Annotated in this window: 15 protein-coding genes and 1 other annotated feature; of the genes, 5 read left to right on the top strand and 10 right to left on the bottom strand. The window is 54.5% G+C overall.

All coding sequences use genetic code 11. The features are described from left to right. Nucleotides 1-3 precede the first annotated feature (3 nt). Complete coding sequence (locus ACLJRU_RS03010) at nucleotides 4-798, top strand: TraB/GumN family protein (protein ID WP_000421861.1); 795 nt, start codon at nucleotides 4-6, stop codon at nucleotides 796-798. 201 nt (nucleotides 799-999) lie between these two features. Further along, nucleotides 1,000-1,479 (top strand): Cys-tRNA(Pro)/Cys-tRNA(Cys) deacylase YbaK, encoded by a 480-nt coding sequence (gene ybaK, locus ACLJRU_RS03015; RefSeq protein WP_000186618.1) that lies wholly within the window; start codon nucleotides 1,000-1,002, stop codon nucleotides 1,477-1,479. 116 nt (nucleotides 1,480-1,595) lie between these two features. On the opposite strand, the gene ushA is transcribed toward ybaK, so the two are convergent. Beyond that, nucleotides 1,596-3,248, bottom strand: coding sequence for a bifunctional UDP-sugar hydrolase/5'-nucleotidase UshA (ushA, locus tag ACLJRU_RS03020; RefSeq protein WP_023235521.1), 1,653 nt, complete (start codon nucleotides 3,246-3,248; stop codon nucleotides 1,596-1,598). 172 nt (nucleotides 3,249-3,420) lie between these two features. Between ushA and ACLJRU_RS03025 the strand changes: the two genes are divergently transcribed. Next, entirely contained in the window at nucleotides 3,421-4,641 is a 1,221-nt protein-coding gene (locus ACLJRU_RS03025; RefSeq protein WP_001251593.1) for an MFS transporter, read from the top strand. Nucleotides 4,642-4,855: 214 nt separating this feature from the next. Continuing rightward, nucleotides 4,856-6,532, top strand: a complete 1,677-nt coding sequence (ybaL, locus tag ACLJRU_RS03030; RefSeq protein WP_000546209.1) for a YbaL family putative K(+) efflux transporter — start codon at nucleotides 4,856-4,858, stop codon at nucleotides 6,530-6,532. 48 nt (nucleotides 6,533-6,580) lie between these two features. Here the strand turns inward: ybaL and gsk are convergent, their stop codons facing one another. Beyond that, nucleotides 6,581-7,885 (bottom strand): inosine/guanosine kinase, encoded by a 1,305-nt coding sequence (gene gsk, locus ACLJRU_RS03035; protein ID WP_012664390.1) that lies wholly within the window; start codon nucleotides 7,883-7,885, stop codon nucleotides 6,581-6,583. Nucleotides 7,886-8,037: 152 nt separating this feature from the next. Between gsk and aes the strand changes: the two genes are divergently transcribed. Next, the gene (gene aes, locus ACLJRU_RS03040) at nucleotides 8,038-9,009 is read left to right on the top strand and encodes an acetyl esterase (protein ID WP_001539341.1); all 972 of its coding nucleotides are present in this window, start codon (nucleotides 8,038-8,040) and stop codon (nucleotides 9,007-9,009) included. On the opposite strand, the gene hemH is transcribed toward aes, so the two are convergent. The 8 genes from hemH to ACLJRU_RS03080 form a co-directional block, all read right to left on the bottom strand. Continuing rightward, nucleotides 9,006-9,968: a ferrochelatase gene (hemH, locus tag ACLJRU_RS03045; protein ID WP_038393951.1), complete on the bottom strand. Its 963-nt coding sequence runs from the start codon at nucleotides 9,966-9,968 to the stop codon at nucleotides 9,006-9,008. The genes aes and hemH overlap by 4 nt on opposite strands. A gap of 228 nt (nucleotides 9,969-10,196) precedes the next feature. Further along, the gene (gene adk / locus ACLJRU_RS03050; protein ID WP_001220237.1) at nucleotides 10,197-10,841 is read right to left on the bottom strand and encodes an adenylate kinase; all 645 of its coding nucleotides are present in this window, start codon (nucleotides 10,839-10,841) and stop codon (nucleotides 10,197-10,199) included. 241 nt (nucleotides 10,842-11,082) lie between these two features. Further along, entirely contained in the window at nucleotides 11,083-12,957 is a 1,875-nt protein-coding gene (gene htpG, locus ACLJRU_RS03055; protein WP_023235520.1) for a molecular chaperone HtpG, read from the bottom strand. A 110-nt stretch (nucleotides 12,958-13,067) separates the two neighbouring features. After that, nucleotides 13,068-13,673 (bottom strand): recombination mediator RecR, encoded by a 606-nt coding sequence (gene recR / locus ACLJRU_RS03060; RefSeq protein ID WP_001539337.1) that lies wholly within the window; start codon nucleotides 13,671-13,673, stop codon nucleotides 13,068-13,070. Next, on the bottom strand, nucleotides 13,673-14,002 hold the full coding sequence (locus ACLJRU_RS03065) for a YbaB/EbfC family nucleoid-associated protein (RefSeq protein WP_000467098.1): 330 nt from the start codon (nucleotides 14,000-14,002) through the stop codon (nucleotides 13,673-13,675). The genes recR and ACLJRU_RS03065 overlap by 1 nt, the downstream gene beginning before the upstream one ends. 45 nt (nucleotides 14,003-14,047) lie before the next feature. Continuing rightward, nucleotides 14,048-15,976: a DNA polymerase III subunit gamma/tau gene (gene dnaX, locus ACLJRU_RS03070; RefSeq protein ID WP_001539336.1), complete on the bottom strand. Its 1,929-nt coding sequence runs from the start codon at nucleotides 15,974-15,976 to the stop codon at nucleotides 14,048-14,050. Then, nucleotides 14,651-14,715: a sequence feature (DnaX frameshifting element), on the bottom strand. Its footprint overlaps the gene before it by 65 nt. A 113-nt stretch (nucleotides 15,977-16,089) precedes the next feature. After that, nucleotides 16,090-16,641 carry an adenine phosphoribosyltransferase gene (apt, locus tag ACLJRU_RS03075; RefSeq protein WP_000127350.1) on the bottom strand — a complete coding sequence of 184 codons (552 nt, stop codon included), beginning with the start codon at nucleotides 16,639-16,641 and terminating at the stop codon, nucleotides 16,090-16,092. A 152-nt stretch (nucleotides 16,642-16,793) separates the two neighbouring features. Next, entirely contained in the window at nucleotides 16,794-17,171 is a 378-nt protein-coding gene (locus ACLJRU_RS03080) for a DUF454 family protein (protein ID WP_001189856.1), read from the bottom strand. Between the last annotated feature and the right edge of the window lie 15 nt (nucleotides 17,172-17,186).

The raw sequence follows: 17,186 nt of genomic DNA on the forward strand, positions 1-17,186 counted from the left end.
CGTATGGAGCTATTAAATCAACTTAAACGTTTATGGCGCGCGCTGCGTGGTACCCCAAATAGTTGGCCTGCTATCGATCTCTCCCTGCCCGGTGGTCGTCATCTGCATCTGGTTGGCAGTATCCATATGGGAACGCGCGATATGGCTCCTCTTCCAGCAAAGCTGGTGAAAAAGCTACGCCAGGCCGATGCGCTGGTCGTTGAAGCGGATATTTCTGGTAATGAAACGCCATTCAGCAATCTCCCCAAATGCCCGCCGTTGGTCGAACGTCTCAGCGCCGGGCAGCTAAGCGCACTGGAAAAACGGGTCAGTGAGTTGGGTATGCCGCTGATCCATTTTGATAATCAACCTTTATGGCAGATAGCTATGGTGCTACAGGCCACGCAGGCGCAACGGCTGGGATTGCGCCCGGACTATGGCATTGATTATCAGCTATTACAGGCTGCCCGCGAAATGTCGCTGCCGGTGCAAGAGCTGGAAGGGGCGAAACACCAGCTCGAACTACTATGCGATCTGCCCGATGGCGGGATGGCGCTGCTCGACGACACGCTGACGCACTGGCACACCAACGCACGGCTTTTGCAGGTGATGATCGGCTGGTGGCTTGAACAGCCGCCGACCAGCGTCGGCGCTTCGCTCCCCAGAACGTTTAGCCAGCCGCTGTATGATGTACTGATGGTGAAACGCAATGAAGCCTGGCGCGACGCGCTGCTGGCACTGCCGCCGGGACGCTACGTGGTAGCCGTAGGGGCGCTACATCTGTACGGCGAAGGCAACCTACCGCAAATATTGAAATAAAAAAATGGCCAATATCGCTATTGGCCCGTCAAAGAGGAATTTCATCGTTATTATTATCCCGACGCTTTCGCTTCGGATCTTCAGATTGTCGCTCAAAGTTGCCGCAACTGCCAAGACCTAATGCACAAGATTATACTATTTTTTAGTCCGCTTTCGGGCGTATGCTGATGGCAAATCACGTCTGTAGTAAGAAGGAACGTTATGACACCCGCAGTTAAGTTACTCGAAAAAAACAAGATTCCGTTTAACATTCACACCTACGATCACGATCCGAATGAAACTAACTTTGGCGATGAAGTGGTGCGTAAGCTCGGGCTAAACGCCGATCAGGTGTATAAAACGCTTTTGGTTGCCGTGAATGGCGATATGAAGCAACTGGCCGTCGCTGTGACGCCTGTAGCCGGGCAGCTGGATTTGAAAAAAGTCGCCAAAGCTCTGGGCGCGAAAAAGGTCGATATGGCCGACCCGATGGTGGCGCAACGCACCACGGGATATCTGGTCGGCGGGATCAGTCCGCTGGGACAGAAGAAACGGCTGCCTACGCTGATTGACGCGCCAGCCCGCACGTTTGCCACTATTTATGTTTCCGGTGGTAAACGCGGGCTGGATATTGAACTGGCGGCTGACGATTTGGCCGCCATACTGGGTGCTAAATTCGCTGATATCGCGCGTCGGGATTAAGCCTGCGTAAAATACATTGCCGGATAGCGGCGCAAACGCCTTATCCGGCCTACAGCAGACATAATCCGTAGGCCTTAAGGCTGCGCGCCATCAGGCAGTGATGGCTATCCGTACCGCTACAGCCAGCTCACCTCGCCATTTGGCGTAAACGCCGCCGCATCCAGCGGTGAATTCTGCTGAATAAACTCTTTCAGCACTTCCGCGTCAATAAACCCGGTATTCACGTATCCCGGTTTGTTATCGATGCGCGGATAACCATCGCCGCCCGTGGCGTTGAAACTCAGCGTCGCCATGCGATAGGTTTTAGCCGGATCAACAGGCTCGCCTTTGATTTTCAGATCGGTGAGCTTGCCCTCTTTGGCGACAAAGCTCACATTGGCGAACTGTGGATAGGCGCCGGAGTCCGGTTTCATCTGTGCTACGGCGGTGAGATAATCAACCACCTCTTTGCCGCTCATATCGGCATACACCACAATGTTGCCGAACGGCTGTACCTTGAGCACGCTTTTATAGGTAATATCTCCCGCCTCAATCGAGTCGCGAATACCGCCGCCGCTCATCACGCCAAAATCGGCGCCGGTGCGCGCGATCTGCGCAGCCAGAATCACCCGTCCCATATTGGTCTGGACAAATCTGACCTTACTGCGATCGCCTTCAAGAAGGCCATTCACGCTACCAATTTTCACCTCCAGTTGCGCTTTACCTTTATTCTGGAACGGCGTTAATAACGAGAGCATTTGCGGATTTTCGGCGATTTCCGGCGTGTAAAGTACACGCTCGCTTTTCCCGTTATCCCAGGTCACTTTTTTCTTGAGATTTACCGGAATAAGCTGGTAGTTAACCATTTTCATCTCGCCGTTACGGAATTCGAAATCCGCGCGGCCCACATATTTACCCCACTCATGCGCCTGCACGATCCAGATACCATTTTGCTTATCCGGCGCGCAGGGCGTTCCCGGTACGTAATTCACCTGTTTTTTATTTTCCGACGCCATACATACCGGATCTTGTGAGTGACCGCCCACAATCATCGCCAACGAACCGGCAGGCAGGCTACGCGCCATCTCAACGTCGCCCGGCGCGTTCGAACCGTGATCGCCGTTGTCATAATGTCCCATATGCGTGGTCGCGATAATCACGTCCGGTTTTTCATTCATATTAAGTTCCTGAATCACCACCTTTGCTTCTTCAGCAGGTTTACGAAACTCAATATCGGTGAAATATTCCGGGTTGCCTATTTTCGCCGTGTCATCGGTGGTTAAGCCGATTACCGCGATTTTTATATCCTGGCGTGTAAAAATAGCCCACGGCTTAAACAGACGCTCGCCGGTACTTTTTTGATAAATATTGGCGGAAAGAAAGGGAAACTTCGCCCACTTTTCCTGCTGGCGCAATACGGTGAGCGGATTATCAAATTCATGATTACCGACGGCCATAGCGTCGTAGCCAATCAGATTCATCCCGCGGGAATCGGGCTCCGCATCCTGGAGATCGGATTCCGGCACCCCGGTATTAATGTCGCCGCCGGATAACAACAGGACGCTTCCCCCCTCTTGCGCCACCTCTTTACGGATACTGTCCACCAGCGTTTTTTGCGCCGCCAGACCATATTCGCCATATTCGCTGCGCCAGAAGTGACCGTGGTGATCGTTGGTATGCAGGATAGTAATTTTATAGGTTTTATCTTTTTCGTAAGCCTGTGCAGGCTGAGTCGTCAGCGCGAACGCCGCCAGTAACGCCAGCGCCACACCCCGTTTCAAAAATTTCATCTTTCTCTCCCTGACTCAATATCAACCGCAGAAATTACCTTTCCTTGCAATAATAGACAAATATGTTTTCAGAATTGAGACTTCCTTCAAACACATTTCACAGGTATGTTAGGCAAGTAATAATTACACATCCTACTATCTCCAACATCGCATAAAATTTAAGTGACTTTCTATGGCCATGAGTGAACCAACCCAGCCGTTAGCCGGCGCGCCCGCAGCGGCCGCTAAAGCACGTACTTCGTTTGGTATTTTGGGCGCGATCAGTCTTTCCCATCTGCTGAACGATATGATCCAGTCGCTAATCTTAGCCATTTATCCCCTGTTGCAGGCAGAGTTTTCGCTGACTTTCGTCCAGATAGGTTTGATCACCCTGACGTTCCAGCTCGCCTCATCGCTGCTGCAACCGGTCGTCGGCTACTGGACGGATAAATATCCCATGCCGTGGTCGCTGCCTGTCGGCATGTGTTTTACCCTGAGCGGGCTGGTACTGCTGGCAATGGCGGGAAGTTTTGGCGGCGTATTGCTCGCTGCGGCGCTGGTGGGTACCGGCTCGTCCGTTTTTCACCCGGAATCGTCCCGCGTGGCGCGCATGGCCTCCGGCGGACGTCATGGTCTGGCGCAGTCTATCTTCCAGGTCGGCGGTAACTTCGGCAGTTCATTGGGCCCGCTGCTGGCCGCCGTGATTATCGCGCCCTATGGCAAAGGGAATGTCGCCTGGTTTGTGCTGGCCGCGCTGCTGGCGATCGTGGTGCTGGCGCAGATCAGCCGCTGGTATGCAGCCCAGCACCGGATAGCGAAAGGCAAGCCAAAAGCGATAATCGCTAACCCGCTGCCGCGCAATAAAGTCGTGCTGGCGGTCAGCGTGTTATTGCTACTCATTTTCTCGAAATATTTTTATATGGCGAGCATCAGTAGCTACTACACCTTTTATCTGATGCAAAAATTCGGATTATCAATACAAAACGCGCAGCTCCATCTGTTTGCCTTCCTGTTTGCGGTGGCTGCCGGGACGGTAATCGGCGGGCCGGTGGGCGATAAAATCGGCAGGAAATATGTGATTTGGGGCTCTATTCTCGGCGTCGCGCCGTTTACCCTTGTTTTACCCTACGCCACGCTGTACTGGACGGGGATTTTAACGGTGATTATCGGCTTTATTCTCGCGTCGGCGTTTTCCGCCATTCTGGTGTATGCCCAGGAGTTGCTGCCAGGACGCATCGGTATGGTTTCCGGCCTGTTTTTCGGGTTTGCCTTCGGGATGGGAGGCTTGGGCGCAGCGGTGCTGGGGCTGATTGCCGACCATACCAGTATCTATTTAGTTTATAAAATATGTGCTTTCCTGCCGCTTCTGGGGATACTGACCATATTCTTACCTGATAATCGACATAAAGCGTGATTTTATGGCGGTTAAAGGTACGCTTTAACCGCCTGTACATCCCGATGCCATCATGCTTTGCCTATCCCATACTTATCCCTTTTCCGTTCCGTGCTCTTTTTACCGTCAGATTGTATTTTTTTATAAAACACAACCATTTTTTATAAACATCCTGATTGAAATTGTCATAAACTATTACCCGGAGTTTTGGAGTCCAGCAACCAAAGGAGACGGAATGCATCACGCTACCCCGCTTATCACCACCATTGTCGGCGGCCTTGTGCTCGCTTTTATTCTCGGCATGATTGCCAACAAATTGCGTATTTCTCCACTGGTGGGATATCTGTTAGCGGGCGTTCTGGCGGGACCTTTTACCCCGGGTTTTGTTGCGGATACCAAACTGGCACCGGAGCTGGCGGAGCTCGGCGTGATTCTATTGATGTTCGGCGTCGGGCTGCATTTTTCGCTGAAGGATTTGATGGCGGTAAAGTCTATCGCCATTCCCGGCGCTGTCGCTCAGATAGCGGTGGCGACGCTGTTGGGTATGGCGCTTTCCGCCGTGCTGGGATGGTCATTAATGACCGGCATCGTTTTTGGGCTCTGTCTGTCTACCGCCAGTACCGTCGTCCTGCTGCGCGCGCTTGAGGAGCGACAACTCCTTGATAGCCAGCGCGGGCAAATCGCCATCGGCTGGCTGATTGTCGAAGATCTGGTGATGGTGCTGACGCTGGTCTTGCTGCCCGCCGTTGCCGGCATGGTGGAAAAAGGCGATGTCGGCATAGCCTCGCTGACAGTCGATATGGGGATAACCATTGGTAAAGTGGTGGCGTTTATCGCCATCATGATGCTGGTCGGACGCCGCCTGGTGCCGTGGATTATGGCCCGCAGCGCCGCCACCGGCTCGCGCGAGTTATTTACCCTTTCCGTACTGGCGCTGGCGTTAGGCATTGCGTTTGGCGCGGTAGAGCTGTTTGACGTCTCTTTTGCGCTGGGCGCGTTCTTCGCTGGAATGGTGCTTAATGAGTCGGAACTGAGTCACCGGGCGGCGCACGATACGTTGCCGCTGCGCGACGCCTTTGCCGTCCTGTTTTTTGTTTCCGTCGGCATGTTGTTCGATCCGTTAGTCTTGATCCAACAGCCGCTGGCGGTGTTGGCGACGCTTGCCATTATCGTCTTTGGTAAATCGATCGCTGCGTTTTTCCTGGTGCGTATGTTCGGCCACTCGCCGCGAACCGCGCTGACCATTGCCGCCAGCCTGGCGCAAATCGGCGAATTCGCCTTTATTCTCGCCGGACTCGGCATGGCGCTCAATCTGCTGCCGCAAGCGGGACAGAACCTGGTGCTGGCAGGCGCTATTTTGTCGATTATGCTTAATCCCGTACTGTTTACCCTGCTGGAGAAGTATCTGGCGAAAACCGAAACGCTGGAAGAGCAAACTCTGGAAGAGGCTATCGAAGAAGAGAAGCAAATTCCGGTGGATATCTGTAATCATGCCCTGCTGGTGGGTTTTGGCCGCGTAGGCAGTCTGCTGGGAGAAAAATTACTGGCGGCGGGGATTCCGCTGGTGGTTATCGAAACGTCCCGTACCCGCGTGGATGAACTGCGCGAACGCGGGATTCGCGCCGTACTGGGCAACGCCGCTAACGAAGAAATCATGAATCTGGCGCATCTGGACTGCGCCCGCTGGCTGTTATTGACCATCCCCAACGGTTACGAAGCCGGTGAGATTGTCGCCTCAGCGCGGGAAAAAAGTCCTGATATCGAGATAATCGCCCGCGCGCACTATGATGATGAAGTGAAATATATTACCGAGCGGGGAGCCAATCAGGTAGTGATGGGCGAGCGAGAAATTGCCCGGGCGATGCTGGAACTGCTTGAAACGCCGCCCGCGGGTGAAGTCGTCGCCAGTTAAGGGTTTGCCGGACGGCCCGATGCGCGCAGCGCCATCGGGCAAGCCAGATTAGCGATCCCAGTACGACTCTTCCAGGCTGTCCTCACGTTCCGGCAGCCCGCGTGTCAGACGCGGAGAATGCTGGTTCAGTACCTGATAACTGACACGGTTAGCATATTTACACACCTGCGCCAGCGACGAATAGGTCAGCCAGGTAAATTTGTGCTTACTGGAGTTCGGTACGTTGCTACGATGGTAACTGTTCGCCGTAATATCGTGCAGCAGCGCCGCCAGCGCGCCATCGCCCGCGCCGTTGGTGTTCATGATTTTTTCCGGCCCGCCCATATACGGCGCAATATGCGAATAAACGCGCAGCGGATTAATACAATCTTTATGGCGCATTGCCCGGCTAAATTCATACTGGTTAAATTCAGCAATAGCTCCCGGTAGCAGCGGATGCTGGGTTTTACGTTTTGCTTCCTCTTCGGTGAAGCCCGCCATATATAACCCTATCGGCCCGGCGGTGCATAACACCAGGTCGACCCAGTCCAGCGCCTTATCCGCCGCCAGCAGCGGGTCGTTTTCGCCGGTCAGCGCTTCCGCTTCTTCTTCATTCATTGCCAGAATCGAGACATTCTCTTTGAGAAACGCCTGCCACCACTGCGGATTATCGGCGATCACAAATTTGGTGCCCAGCGTCATGACAACCGGCACGTTATGCTTTTTCGCGTATTCGATCGCTTTCATCGTCGCGTCAGGCATCGGTTCGCCAGGCTTACAGCGCACCAGATATGAGGTCAACACCAGCGCGGAAGCGCCAGCGATCACCGCTTCCGGAATACTTTCCGCCCGTAACTGATTCATATGGCCGGGGCTGATAGCGAAGGTACGCTCGCCGGATTCGCCAATCAGCGTGAAACAGCGGCCAATCGGGCCATCTACCGCTTGCAGATAATTCAGGTCGGTACGGCTGGAAGTATTACACAGGTAGCGATAAGCGTAGCTGCCAATCTCAATGTTGCTGCACATCACGCCCAGTAACACCGAACAGTCATCCGCCAGTACCGAGTAATTGTGCATCGTATTGCCTATGGTGCCGCCAGCAAACTGATGGGTGATCAGATTTTCCCGCGTCAGTTCCTGATACAGCTTCTCCGCCACCTCGTCTTCTATCACCAGAGAATGCCCGGCGCTTAATCCATAGCGTGTAATAAAATCGTCATCCACTTTCGCCTCAATATCCACCAACGTCTGGTCGATACCGACGACCCAGGAGGCGTTGGTTTCCTGTTCTGGCTGAATTTGTTGCAACAACGGGTCACGCGCATTGACGGGAAAATAGTGTTTGGATTTACGTTTACCGGGAAATTTCATGATTGTGCTTACGGATGAATAACGGAGCGCTGCATGGTAGCACATTCCCCCTGCTGCGCGCGACGGACGATGGCGTTTCAATATCGGACGACGAGATCGCAGTTTCTCCAGCCGCGTTTTTTACAATGGTTCACTTTCACAAGGAGCGTTTTATGAAGCCGGAAAATAAAATTCCCGTACTCACCCGACTGTCAGACGAAATGAAAGCCGTCGTAAACTTCCAGCAACCAGGCCTTCCCCCCTGGCCTGCCGATGGCGATATTGAGACCCAGCGTCAGTATTATCTTCTTGAGCGCCGTTTCTGGAATGCCGACGCGCCGTCCATGACCACCCGCACCTGCGCCGTCCCTACGCCTTATGGCGATGTAACAACCCGGCTCTACTCGCCGCAGCCGACCAGCCAGGCCACCTTATACTATCTGCACGGCGGCGGATTTATCCTCGGTAATCTGGATACGCATGACCGGATAATGCGTCTGCTGGCGCGTTATACCGGCTGTACCGTGATCGGTATTGATTATTCGCTGTCGCCACAAGCGCGTTATCCGCAGGCCATTGAAGAAACCGTCGCGGTATGCAGCTACTTCTCTCAACATGCCGATGAATACTCGCTCAACGTGGAGAAAATCGGTTTCGCCGGGGATTCCGCAGGCGCCATGCTGGCGCTTGCCAGCGCGCTCTGGCTACGTGATAAGCACATTCGCTGCGGTAACCTTATCGCGATTCTGTTGTGGTATGGGCTGTATGGGTTGCAGGACTCGGTAAGCCGCCGTCTGTTCGGCGGCGCATGGGACGGCCTGACGCGTGAAGATCTGGACATGTACGAAAAGGCCTATCTGCGTAACGATGAAGATCGGGAATCGCCCTGGTATTGTCTGTTTAATAACGATCTCACGCGCGATGTGCCGCCCTGCTTTATTGCCAGCGCGGAGTTTGATCCGCTCATTGATGACAGCCGCTTGCTGCACCAGACATTACAGGCGCACCAACAGCCCTGCGAATACAAAATGTATCCCGGCACGCTGCACGCCTTTCTGCACTATTCGCGAATGATGACAATCGCCGACGATGCCTTGCAGGACGGCGCACGCTTCTTTATGGCGAGGATGAAGACGCCGCGTTAACGGTACGGCGCCGTGAGTTTCAGCATCATATCAATATGTTCCGGCGTCGCGTTCAGCGCCGGAATGTACGCATATTTTTTACCGCCCGCTTCAAGGAAAATCTCGCGATTCTGTTCCGCTATCTCTTCCAGCGTCTCCAGACAATCCGCGGCAAACCCCGGACACATGACCTGAATATGGCCCGTCCCCTTTTCACCCAACATTTTTAGCGTTTCATCGGTGTACGGCGTCAGCCACGGTTCACGGCCAAAGCGCGACTGGAACGTCATCATTACCTTTTCCGGCGGCAGTCCCAATGCGGAAACCAGTTCGCGCGTGGTATCGCGACAGCGCTGCGGGTAGTCATCGCCTTCATCCGCATAACGTTGTGGAATGCCGTGATAAGAGAGCAGAAGCACATCCGGCTCGCCGTGTCTGGCGAACGACTCACGCGCGCTTTTCGCCAGCGCATCGATATAAGCGCCGTCATCCGCGTAATCGCGAATAAATGAGATACCGGGAATACGACGTTTACGCGCCAGTATCCGCCCCAGTTCGTCCCAGACTGCGCCCACCGTTGAGCAAGAGTATTGCGGGTACAACGGCAGCACGACGATATGGTCGACGTCGCTTGCTAACAGTTCATCGACAGCGCTTTCCAGCGAGGGCGAGCCGTAGCTCATCCCCAGCGCGACGGGCGTATCTGGCAACCGCGCGGCCAGCGCCTGTTGCTGTTCGCGGCTATATACCATGAGCGGCGAACCGCCATCCATCCAGATAGATTGATAGAGTTTCGCGACGCGCGGCAAACGCAGCGGTAAAATAACGCCACGCAGCAGCGGCCACCACAGCAGACGAGGAGTATCCACCACGCGTCTGTCGCTTAAAAATTGTTTCAGGTAACGCTTTACCGCTTCAGGAGTTGGGGCATCTGGCGTGCCAAGGTTAGCCAGCAGGATACCGGTTTTCGTCTGACGCATTGCCGCCTCTTATCTATTCAAATTGTTGATAATTGTAGCGGAAAAGTGATAAAGAAGAACTAATTGCTGCGAGAGGTAAGACGAGAATTTGCCGAATGGCGCTAACGATGCCAGTAGGCCGGATAAGGCGTTCAGGCCGCCATCCGGCACCGATTGCCTGATGGCGTTACGCTTATCAGGCTTGCGGGATAACAGCAGGCCTGATAAGTGCTTCACTACGCGAAAAAATTAACCGAGGATTTTTTCCAGCGCTGCGCGCACGTCGGCAACGGCCTGCGTACCGTCAACTTTAGCGTATTTGGTGTTGCCCGCTTCCGCTTCTTTCTGGTAGTAGCCAATCAGCGGCGCGGTCATCTGATGATATTCCACCAGACGTTTGCGAACGGTCTCTTCCTGATCGTCTTTACGGGTCGTCAGATCTTCGCCGGTGACGTCATCTTTGCCTTCCACTTTCGGCGGATTAAACTTTACGTGGTAAACGCGGCCAGAGGCGGCGTGTACGCGACGGCCCACAATACGGTCAACGATCAGTTCGTCCGGTACGTCGAATTCCAGCACGTAATCCACGACAATACCCGCTTCTTTCATCGCGTCAGCCTGCGGGATCGTGCGCGGGAAACCGTCCAGCAGAAAACCGTTACGGCAGTCTTCCTGGGCGATACGCTCTTTAACCAGCGCAATCACCAGTTCATCGGTCACCAGTTTACCGGCGTCCATGATATCTTTCGCCTGTTTGCCCAACTCGGAGCCTGATTTCACTGCGGCGCGCAGCATATCGCCAGTGGAGATTTGCGGAATACCATATTTCTCCATGATGAACTGAGCCTGAGTTCCTTTACCCGCGCCCGGAGCGCCAAGCAGAATAATACGCATTACGAAAATCCCCTCAAAGGTTGTCGATATTTTTTAAAAAGCGCTAAACGATACCACCATCACGCATTTCGCTCAAGGAAGCCGCCTGATGCTGAAACGGTTAACGAAGAGAAATCCAGAAAAGAGAAGGCATTATAAAAAATGCCGGATGGCGCTGGCGCTTATCCGGCCTACAAACAGTACTCGCCCGTAGGCCGGATAAGATGCTTCGCGTCGCTATCCGGCAATCAGATGAGCGTTATCAGGACACCAGCAACTGGTTCATACGGCGGATAAACTGGTTCGGATCTTCCAGCGTACCGCGTTCAGCGAACAGCGCCTGATCCAGCAGCAGCTCAACCCACTCTTTAAACTGCGCTTCATCCTTGGTATCGGCAGTGCGTTTAACCAGCACATGATCCGGGTTGAGCTCAAAGATGTATTTCACTTCCGGCACGGACTGACCAGCCGCGGCGAACAGTTTCGCCATCTGGGTGCTCATTTCATCCGCATCGGTGGTGACAATCGCCGGCGTGTCGGTTAAACGGTGCGTCAGACGCACGTCTTTCACGCGATCGCCCAGCAGGGTTTTGACACGCTCCACGAACGGCTCAAGCACCTTTTCCGCTTCTTTCGCGTTTTCGTCGACTTCATCCGCCAGTTTTTCGATGGATTCATCGGCTTTAGCGACCGACTGGAATGCTTTACCGTCAAACTCGGTCAGGTAGTTCATCATCCACTCGTCGATGCGATCGGAGAGCAGCAGCACTTCGATGCCTTTCTTACGCAGCAGCTCCAGGTGCGGGCTGTTTTTCGCCGCCGCATAGCTGTCTGCGGTGATGTAGTAGATTTTTTCCTGCCCTTCTTTCATCCGGGAGACGTAATCTTCCAGCGACACGGTCTGAGCGGAAGAGTCGGTATGGGTGGAGGCAAAGCGCAACAGTTTAGCGATCGCTTCCTGGTTGGCGTGATCTTCCGCCGGGCCTTCTTTCAACACCAGACCGAACTGTTTCCAGAAGGTTTGGTATTTTTCCGCGTCGTCTTTCGCCAGTTTTTCCAACATTTGCAGAACGCGTTTGGTTAGGGCGCTGCGCAGATTACGCGTTACCGTGCTGTCCTGCAGGATTTCACGGGAGACGTTCAACGGCAGGTCATTAGAATCAATCAGGCCGCGCACGAAACGCAGATAGTTCGGCATGAACTGCTCGGCATCGTCCATAATGAACACGCGCTGTACGTACAGCTTCAGACCATGTTTGTGATCGCGGTTCCACAGATCCCACGGCGCCTGCGACGGGATATACAGCAGGCTGGTGTACTCCTGCTTACCTTCCACGCGGTTGTGGCTCCAGGTCAGCGGATCGGTGAAATCATGCGCGATGTGCTTGTAAAACTCGTTGTACTCGTCGTCTTTAATTTCCGACTTGTTACGGGTCCACAACGCCTGGGCCTTGTTGATTTTCTCCCAGGAAATCACGGTTTCGCCGTCTTTTTCTTCCCGTTTTTCAATCTCTACCGGCAATGCGATGTGATCGGAATATTTACTGATAATTGAGCGTACGCGCCAGTCATCGAGGAATTCATCTTCGCCTTCACGCAGGTGTAAGGTGATTTCCGTACCACGGTCATTTTTGGTGATATCGGCAACGGTGTATTCGCCTTCGCCTGCCGATTCCCAGAACACGCCATTTTCCGGCTTGTCGCCTGCCGCACGAGTACGTACGGTCACTTTATCGGCCACAATAAACGCGGAGTAGAAGCCTACGCCAAACTGACCAATGAGCTGGCTATCTTTCGCCTGATCGGACCCCATTGATTCGAGGAAAGATTTGGTGCCGGACTTGGCAATGGTGCCTAAGTGGTCAATCACCTCATCACGATTCATCCCCACGCCGTTATCGGCAATGGTCAACGTACGCTTATCTTTATCGAAAGAGACGCGCACACGCAGCTCGCCATCTCCTTCATACAGGTCCGGGTTTGACAGAGCGCGGAAACGCAGCTTGTCCGCCGCATCTGAGGCGTTAGAGATGAGTTCACGCAGGAAGATTTCTTTATTGGAATAAAGAGAATGGATCATCAGGTGCAGAAGTTGTTTAACTTCTGACTGAAAACCACGCGTTTCTTGTCCTTTCATGTGGATAGACCTCAACAATGCCATTTTTAATGGTAAAAATACGTTGAGGGTGAGATGGGGACAAGCAGGTGTGATTTCAAGCGGAGGCCGCGAATGCCGCCTCCGTTTGTTCAGAAAATAATCTTATGGCGTCCCGCCAGCGAGTGGGACAGCGTCGTACCGTCGACCATCTCCAGTTCGCCGCCAACCGGCACGCCGTGGGCGATACGACTGGCTTCGACGCCGGCCTCCGCGCACAGCTCGGCAATATAGTTCGCGGTAGCCTCCCCTTCAACCGTCGGGTTGGTTGCAAGGATCAGCTCACTGATTTTTTCTGACGCCAGCCGCTGTTCCAGACGATCGAGACCGATATCATCCGGCCCGATGCCGTCCAGCGGCGACAGGTGGCCCATCAGCACGAAGTAGCGGCCGGGAAATTGCCCGGTCTGCTCAATGGCGTAGATATCCGCAGGACTCTCCACCACGCAAATCTGGCCGTTTTCCTGACGCCGCGGGTTCGAACAGATATTACAAACATCCTGCTCGGTAAAGGTGCGGCAGTCGGCGCAGTGGCCGATTTCCGACATCGCCCGGGTCAGCGCCTGCGCCAGGCGCATTCCGCCGCTACGATCGCGCTGCAACAGGGTAAACGCCATCCGCTGCGCCGACTTAGGGCCGACGCCCGGGAGGCAGCGCAACGCTTCCATAAGCTGAGTTAACAGCGGACTGGTTTGCATCAGAATGGCATCTTAAAGCCTGGCGGCAGTTGCATACCGGAAGAGACGGAAGCCATCTTCTCTTTTTGCGTCTCTTCAATGCGGCGCGCCGCATCGTTGAAGGCCGCAGCGACCAGATCTTCCAGCATCTCTTTGTCATCTTCCAGCAGGCTTGGGTCAATTTCCACGCGGCGGCAGTTATGCGCGCCGTTGATGGTAACCTTCACCAGACCCGCGCCGGATTCGCCGGTCACTTCCAGCTGCGCAATCTCTTCCTGCATTTTCTGCATTTTTTCCTGCATCTGCTGGGCCTGCTTCATCAGATTGCCCAGACCGCCTTTTCCAAACATAAGCTCTCTCTCTTGATGGTTCACAATCGCAAGCCAGGCTTACGATCAAATGGGGCGGATACTCTCTTCATCCAGCTCGGCGTCGAAGAATCGACGCAGCGTCTGAATGTTATTATCCGCAATAATTGACTCACGCGCTTGCGCGAGTTTCTCTTCATAAATGGCCTGACGCCATTCCAGCGGCGTACGCACCGCGGGATTATCATCTTCAACGATGGTCAGTTCAACCGTCGTTCCCGTCAGATCGCTGAGCGCTTGCGCCAGCTTTTGCTGCGCGCCGCTGGAATTGAGGTGCCGCTGCGTCGAGCGCAGATGCAGACAAACCGCGTTGCCGTTCTGCTCCTTCCAGGCATTGAGCGCCACCTGCTCCACCAGCTTAGGCAAAGAAAGCTGGCTTACCTGCGCCGCCCACGGATCGCGCTCAATCGCTTCCGCCGCCAGTTTAGCCGCCAGCTCCGGCGTTTTTTCATGCTCCAGAGCTTTCTTAAGCGCTTTTGGCGTAGCTACCACTTCTTTGGTTTGTACTACCGGCGTGGTGGCCTTCCAGCGATAAGCCTCTTTCTTTACTGGCGCCGTTTCCAGCGCGGACGGCGCCGGGCGCGCCTGTACGCGCTCCGAAACCGAGGCCAGCCGCTCCAGCGCAGAGTGATTCACCGGCCGCGCGCGGGATGCGGCTGCCGGTTCACTCTTTTTTGTTTTGGTTACTCCCTGCGCGCGCTGTAGCTGATTGCGCGCCGCCAGCACCTGACTGGTAGACGCCGGCAGCGGCGCTGGCGATGTCTGCGGCGCGGGCGCCGACGGCTGCTGCACCTGCGGCGGCGTCATTACCGCCGTTGGGGCCACGGGCGCAAAAGACTGCCGCGGCGTTTCAGGCTCCGGCAAGGGCATACGAGGGTGAAACGCCAGTGCACGCAGTAACGTCATTTCAACGCCCATCCGCCGGTCCGGCGCCCAGGGCAATTCTTTGCGACCAATCAACAACGTCTGATAATAGAGCTGAAGATCGCCGGGAGGCACCGTCCGGGCAAGTTCGCGCATCCGTTGCTCGATAGCCGCCATATCGCTGCCTAACGCGGCAGGCGAAAGTTGCACCATCGCAATACGGTGCAGCAGGCTAAGCATTTCGACCAGCAGCGCTTCCCATTCAATACCGCGCGCCGCCGCCTCGTTGATAAGCGACATGACGCGTTCGCCGTTAGCGTCAACCACCGCCTCGACTAATGACAAAGCCTGGTCGTCGTCCAGCGTACCGAGCATGGCGCTTACCGCCTGCGTCGAAACCTGCCCGTCGCCGCTGGCGATCGCCTGGTCAGTCAGACTTAATGCATCGCGCAGGCTGCCGTCAGCCGCACGTGATAACAACTGCAACGCGCGGGGTTCGTGAGCGATATGTTCCTCATTGAGAATATGCTCAAGCTGATGGCGAATCTGTTCAACATCCAGCGCTTTGAGATGAAACTGTAGGCAGCGCGACAAAATGGTCACCGGCAGCTTCTGCGGATCGGTGGTCGCCAGTAAAAATTTCACATGCGCTGGCGGCTCTTCAAGCGTTTTAAGTAGCGCATTAAAGCTGTGGCGCGACAGCATGTGGACTTCATCGATCAGATAGACTTTAAAGCGACCGCGCGCAGGCGCGTACTGGACGTTATCCAGCAGGTCGCGGGTGTCTTCGACTTTGGTACGCGATGCGGCGTCAATCTCAATGAGATCGACAAAACGCCCTTGCTCAATTTCCCGACAGTTATCGCAAACGCCGCACGGCGTCGCGGTAATACCGGTTTCGCAGTTCAGCCCCTTCGCCAGCAGTCGGGCGATAGAGGTTTTACCGACGCCGCGCGTGCCGGAAAAAAGATATGCGTGATGAATGCGCCCTAACGACAAGCCGTTCGCCAGTGCGGTCAGCACATGTTCCTGGCCGACGACGTCAGCAAAGGTTTGTGGGCGCCATTTTCTGGCTAAGACCTGATAACTCATTGGCAGGCTCTGAAACGCTGGAAGGTGGATTCATAGAAGGGTAATGCTAACACAACCTCGCCGATACAGCGAGGTTGTCTCTCTGGCTAAAATAGCAGTGCGAATAGCCTGAATCAATGCCCCGGAAACGGCACCAGGCTATAACAGGTAATTCCTTGCTTTTCCAGACGCTGCTCGCCGCCCAGATCGAACAAATTGATGATGAACGCCGCATCGGTGACTTTCCCGCCCAGACGACGGATCAGCTTCACGGTCGCCTCAATGGTGCCGCCAGTCGCCAGCAGATCGTCCACGACCAGCACGTTGTCGCCAGGTTTAATCGCGTCGACATGGATTTCCAGCTGATCGGTGCCGTACTCTAATTCATAGGTCTCGGCAATAGTTTCACGCGGTAATTTGCGCGGTTTACGTACCGGAACAAAACCAACGCCCAGCCCAAGCGCAACCGGCGCGCCAAACAGGAAGCCACGCGCTTCGGTGCCGACCACTTTGGTGATACCCGCATTTTTATAACGCTCAACCAACAGTTCAATACTGAGCGCGTAGGCTTTCGGGTCTTCCAGTAAGCTGGTGACATCACGGAAAAGAATGCCCGGTTTCGGGTAATCCTGAATGCTTTTGATGCTGTTTTTGAGAAACTCAAGCTGCTGTGCAGTCGCGGTCATGGATATATGCCTGCTAAGTACGGTGTTACTCACGGCGCAATACTTTTCAGTCAGGGGTAACGCTCGGTTACTCTTTGACCGCCTGCGCCTGTGCTCGAAAACGGTCGAATTTACTGGCTGTGAACGACAATTGCAACAGCGATTCGTGTGCTTCAGCGCTTTTGTTGCTTTTCATCAATCACCGGTATCCGCCACATAAAAATCAGCAGGCAGGCCAAAATAACCAACAGCAGCACCCGCACCCACATCATATTCACCAGCCACAGCGAAATACCAAAGGTCAGCAATATCAACGCGATCGCTCGCGGTTTCGCTCCCGGCGGCATGGCCCGATAATGCTGCCAGTGGCGCAGATAACCGCCAAACCATGAGCGGTATAACAACCAGGCATGGAAACGCGGCGACGAGCGGGCGAAACACCAGGCCGCCAGTAAAATGAACGGCGTTGTCGGCAACAGGGGCAAAACCACGCCCAATGTCCCTAATACTACCGCCAGCCAGCCAATGATGATTAAAATAGTACGTTGCATAATGCGAATCGTTAT

Origin of the sequence: Salmonella sp. SAL00653, from assembly GCF_046552515.1 — a bacterium.
Classification (GTDB): domain Bacteria; phylum Pseudomonadota; class Gammaproteobacteria; order Enterobacterales; family Enterobacteriaceae; genus Salmonella; species Salmonella enterica.

Bases quoted from the DNA above. Each gene is read 5' to 3' on its own strand.
- ACLJRU_RS03010 (WP_000421861.1), top strand. From the start codon at position 4: ATGGAGCTATTAAATCAACTTAAACGTTTATGGCGCGCGCTGCGTGGT.
- ybaK (WP_000186618.1), top strand. From the start codon at position 1,000: ATGACACCCGCAGTTAAGTTACTCGAAAAAAACAAGATTCCGTTTAAC.
- ushA (WP_023235521.1), bottom strand. From the start codon at position 3,248: ATGAAATTTTTGAAACGGGGTGTGGCGCTGGCGTTACTGGCGGCGTTC.
- ACLJRU_RS03025 (WP_001251593.1), top strand. From the start codon at position 3,421: ATGGCCATGAGTGAACCAACCCAGCCGTTAGCCGGCGCGCCCGCAGCG.
- ybaL (WP_000546209.1), top strand. From the start codon at position 4,856: ATGCATCACGCTACCCCGCTTATCACCACCATTGTCGGCGGCCTTGTG.
- gsk (WP_012664390.1), bottom strand. From the start codon at position 7,885: ATGAAATTTCCCGGTAAACGTAAATCCAAACACTATTTTCCCGTCAAT.
- aes (WP_001539341.1), top strand. From the start codon at position 8,038: ATGAAGCCGGAAAATAAAATTCCCGTACTCACCCGACTGTCAGACGAA.
- hemH (WP_038393951.1), bottom strand. From the start codon at position 9,968: ATGCGTCAGACGAAAACCGGTATCCTGCTGGCTAACCTTGGCACGCCA.
- adk (WP_001220237.1), bottom strand. From the start codon at position 10,841: ATGCGTATTATTCTGCTTGGCGCTCCGGGCGCGGGTAAAGGAACTCAG.
- htpG (WP_023235520.1), bottom strand. From the start codon at position 12,957: ATGAAAGGACAAGAAACGCGTGGTTTTCAGTCAGAAGTTAAACAACTT.
- recR (WP_001539337.1), bottom strand. From the start codon at position 13,673: ATGCAAACCAGTCCGCTGTTAACTCAGCTTATGGAAGCGTTGCGCTGC.
- ACLJRU_RS03065 (WP_000467098.1), bottom strand. From the start codon at position 14,002: ATGTTTGGAAAAGGCGGTCTGGGCAATCTGATGAAGCAGGCCCAGCAG.
- dnaX (WP_001539336.1), bottom strand. From the start codon at position 15,976: ATGAGTTATCAGGTCTTAGCCAGAAAATGGCGCCCACAAACCTTTGCT.
- apt (WP_000127350.1), bottom strand. From the start codon at position 16,641: ATGACCGCGACTGCACAGCAGCTTGAGTTTCTCAAAAACAGCATCAAA.
- ACLJRU_RS03080 (WP_001189856.1), bottom strand. From the start codon at position 17,171: ATGCAACGTACTATTTTAATCATCATTGGCTGGCTGGCGGTAGTATTA.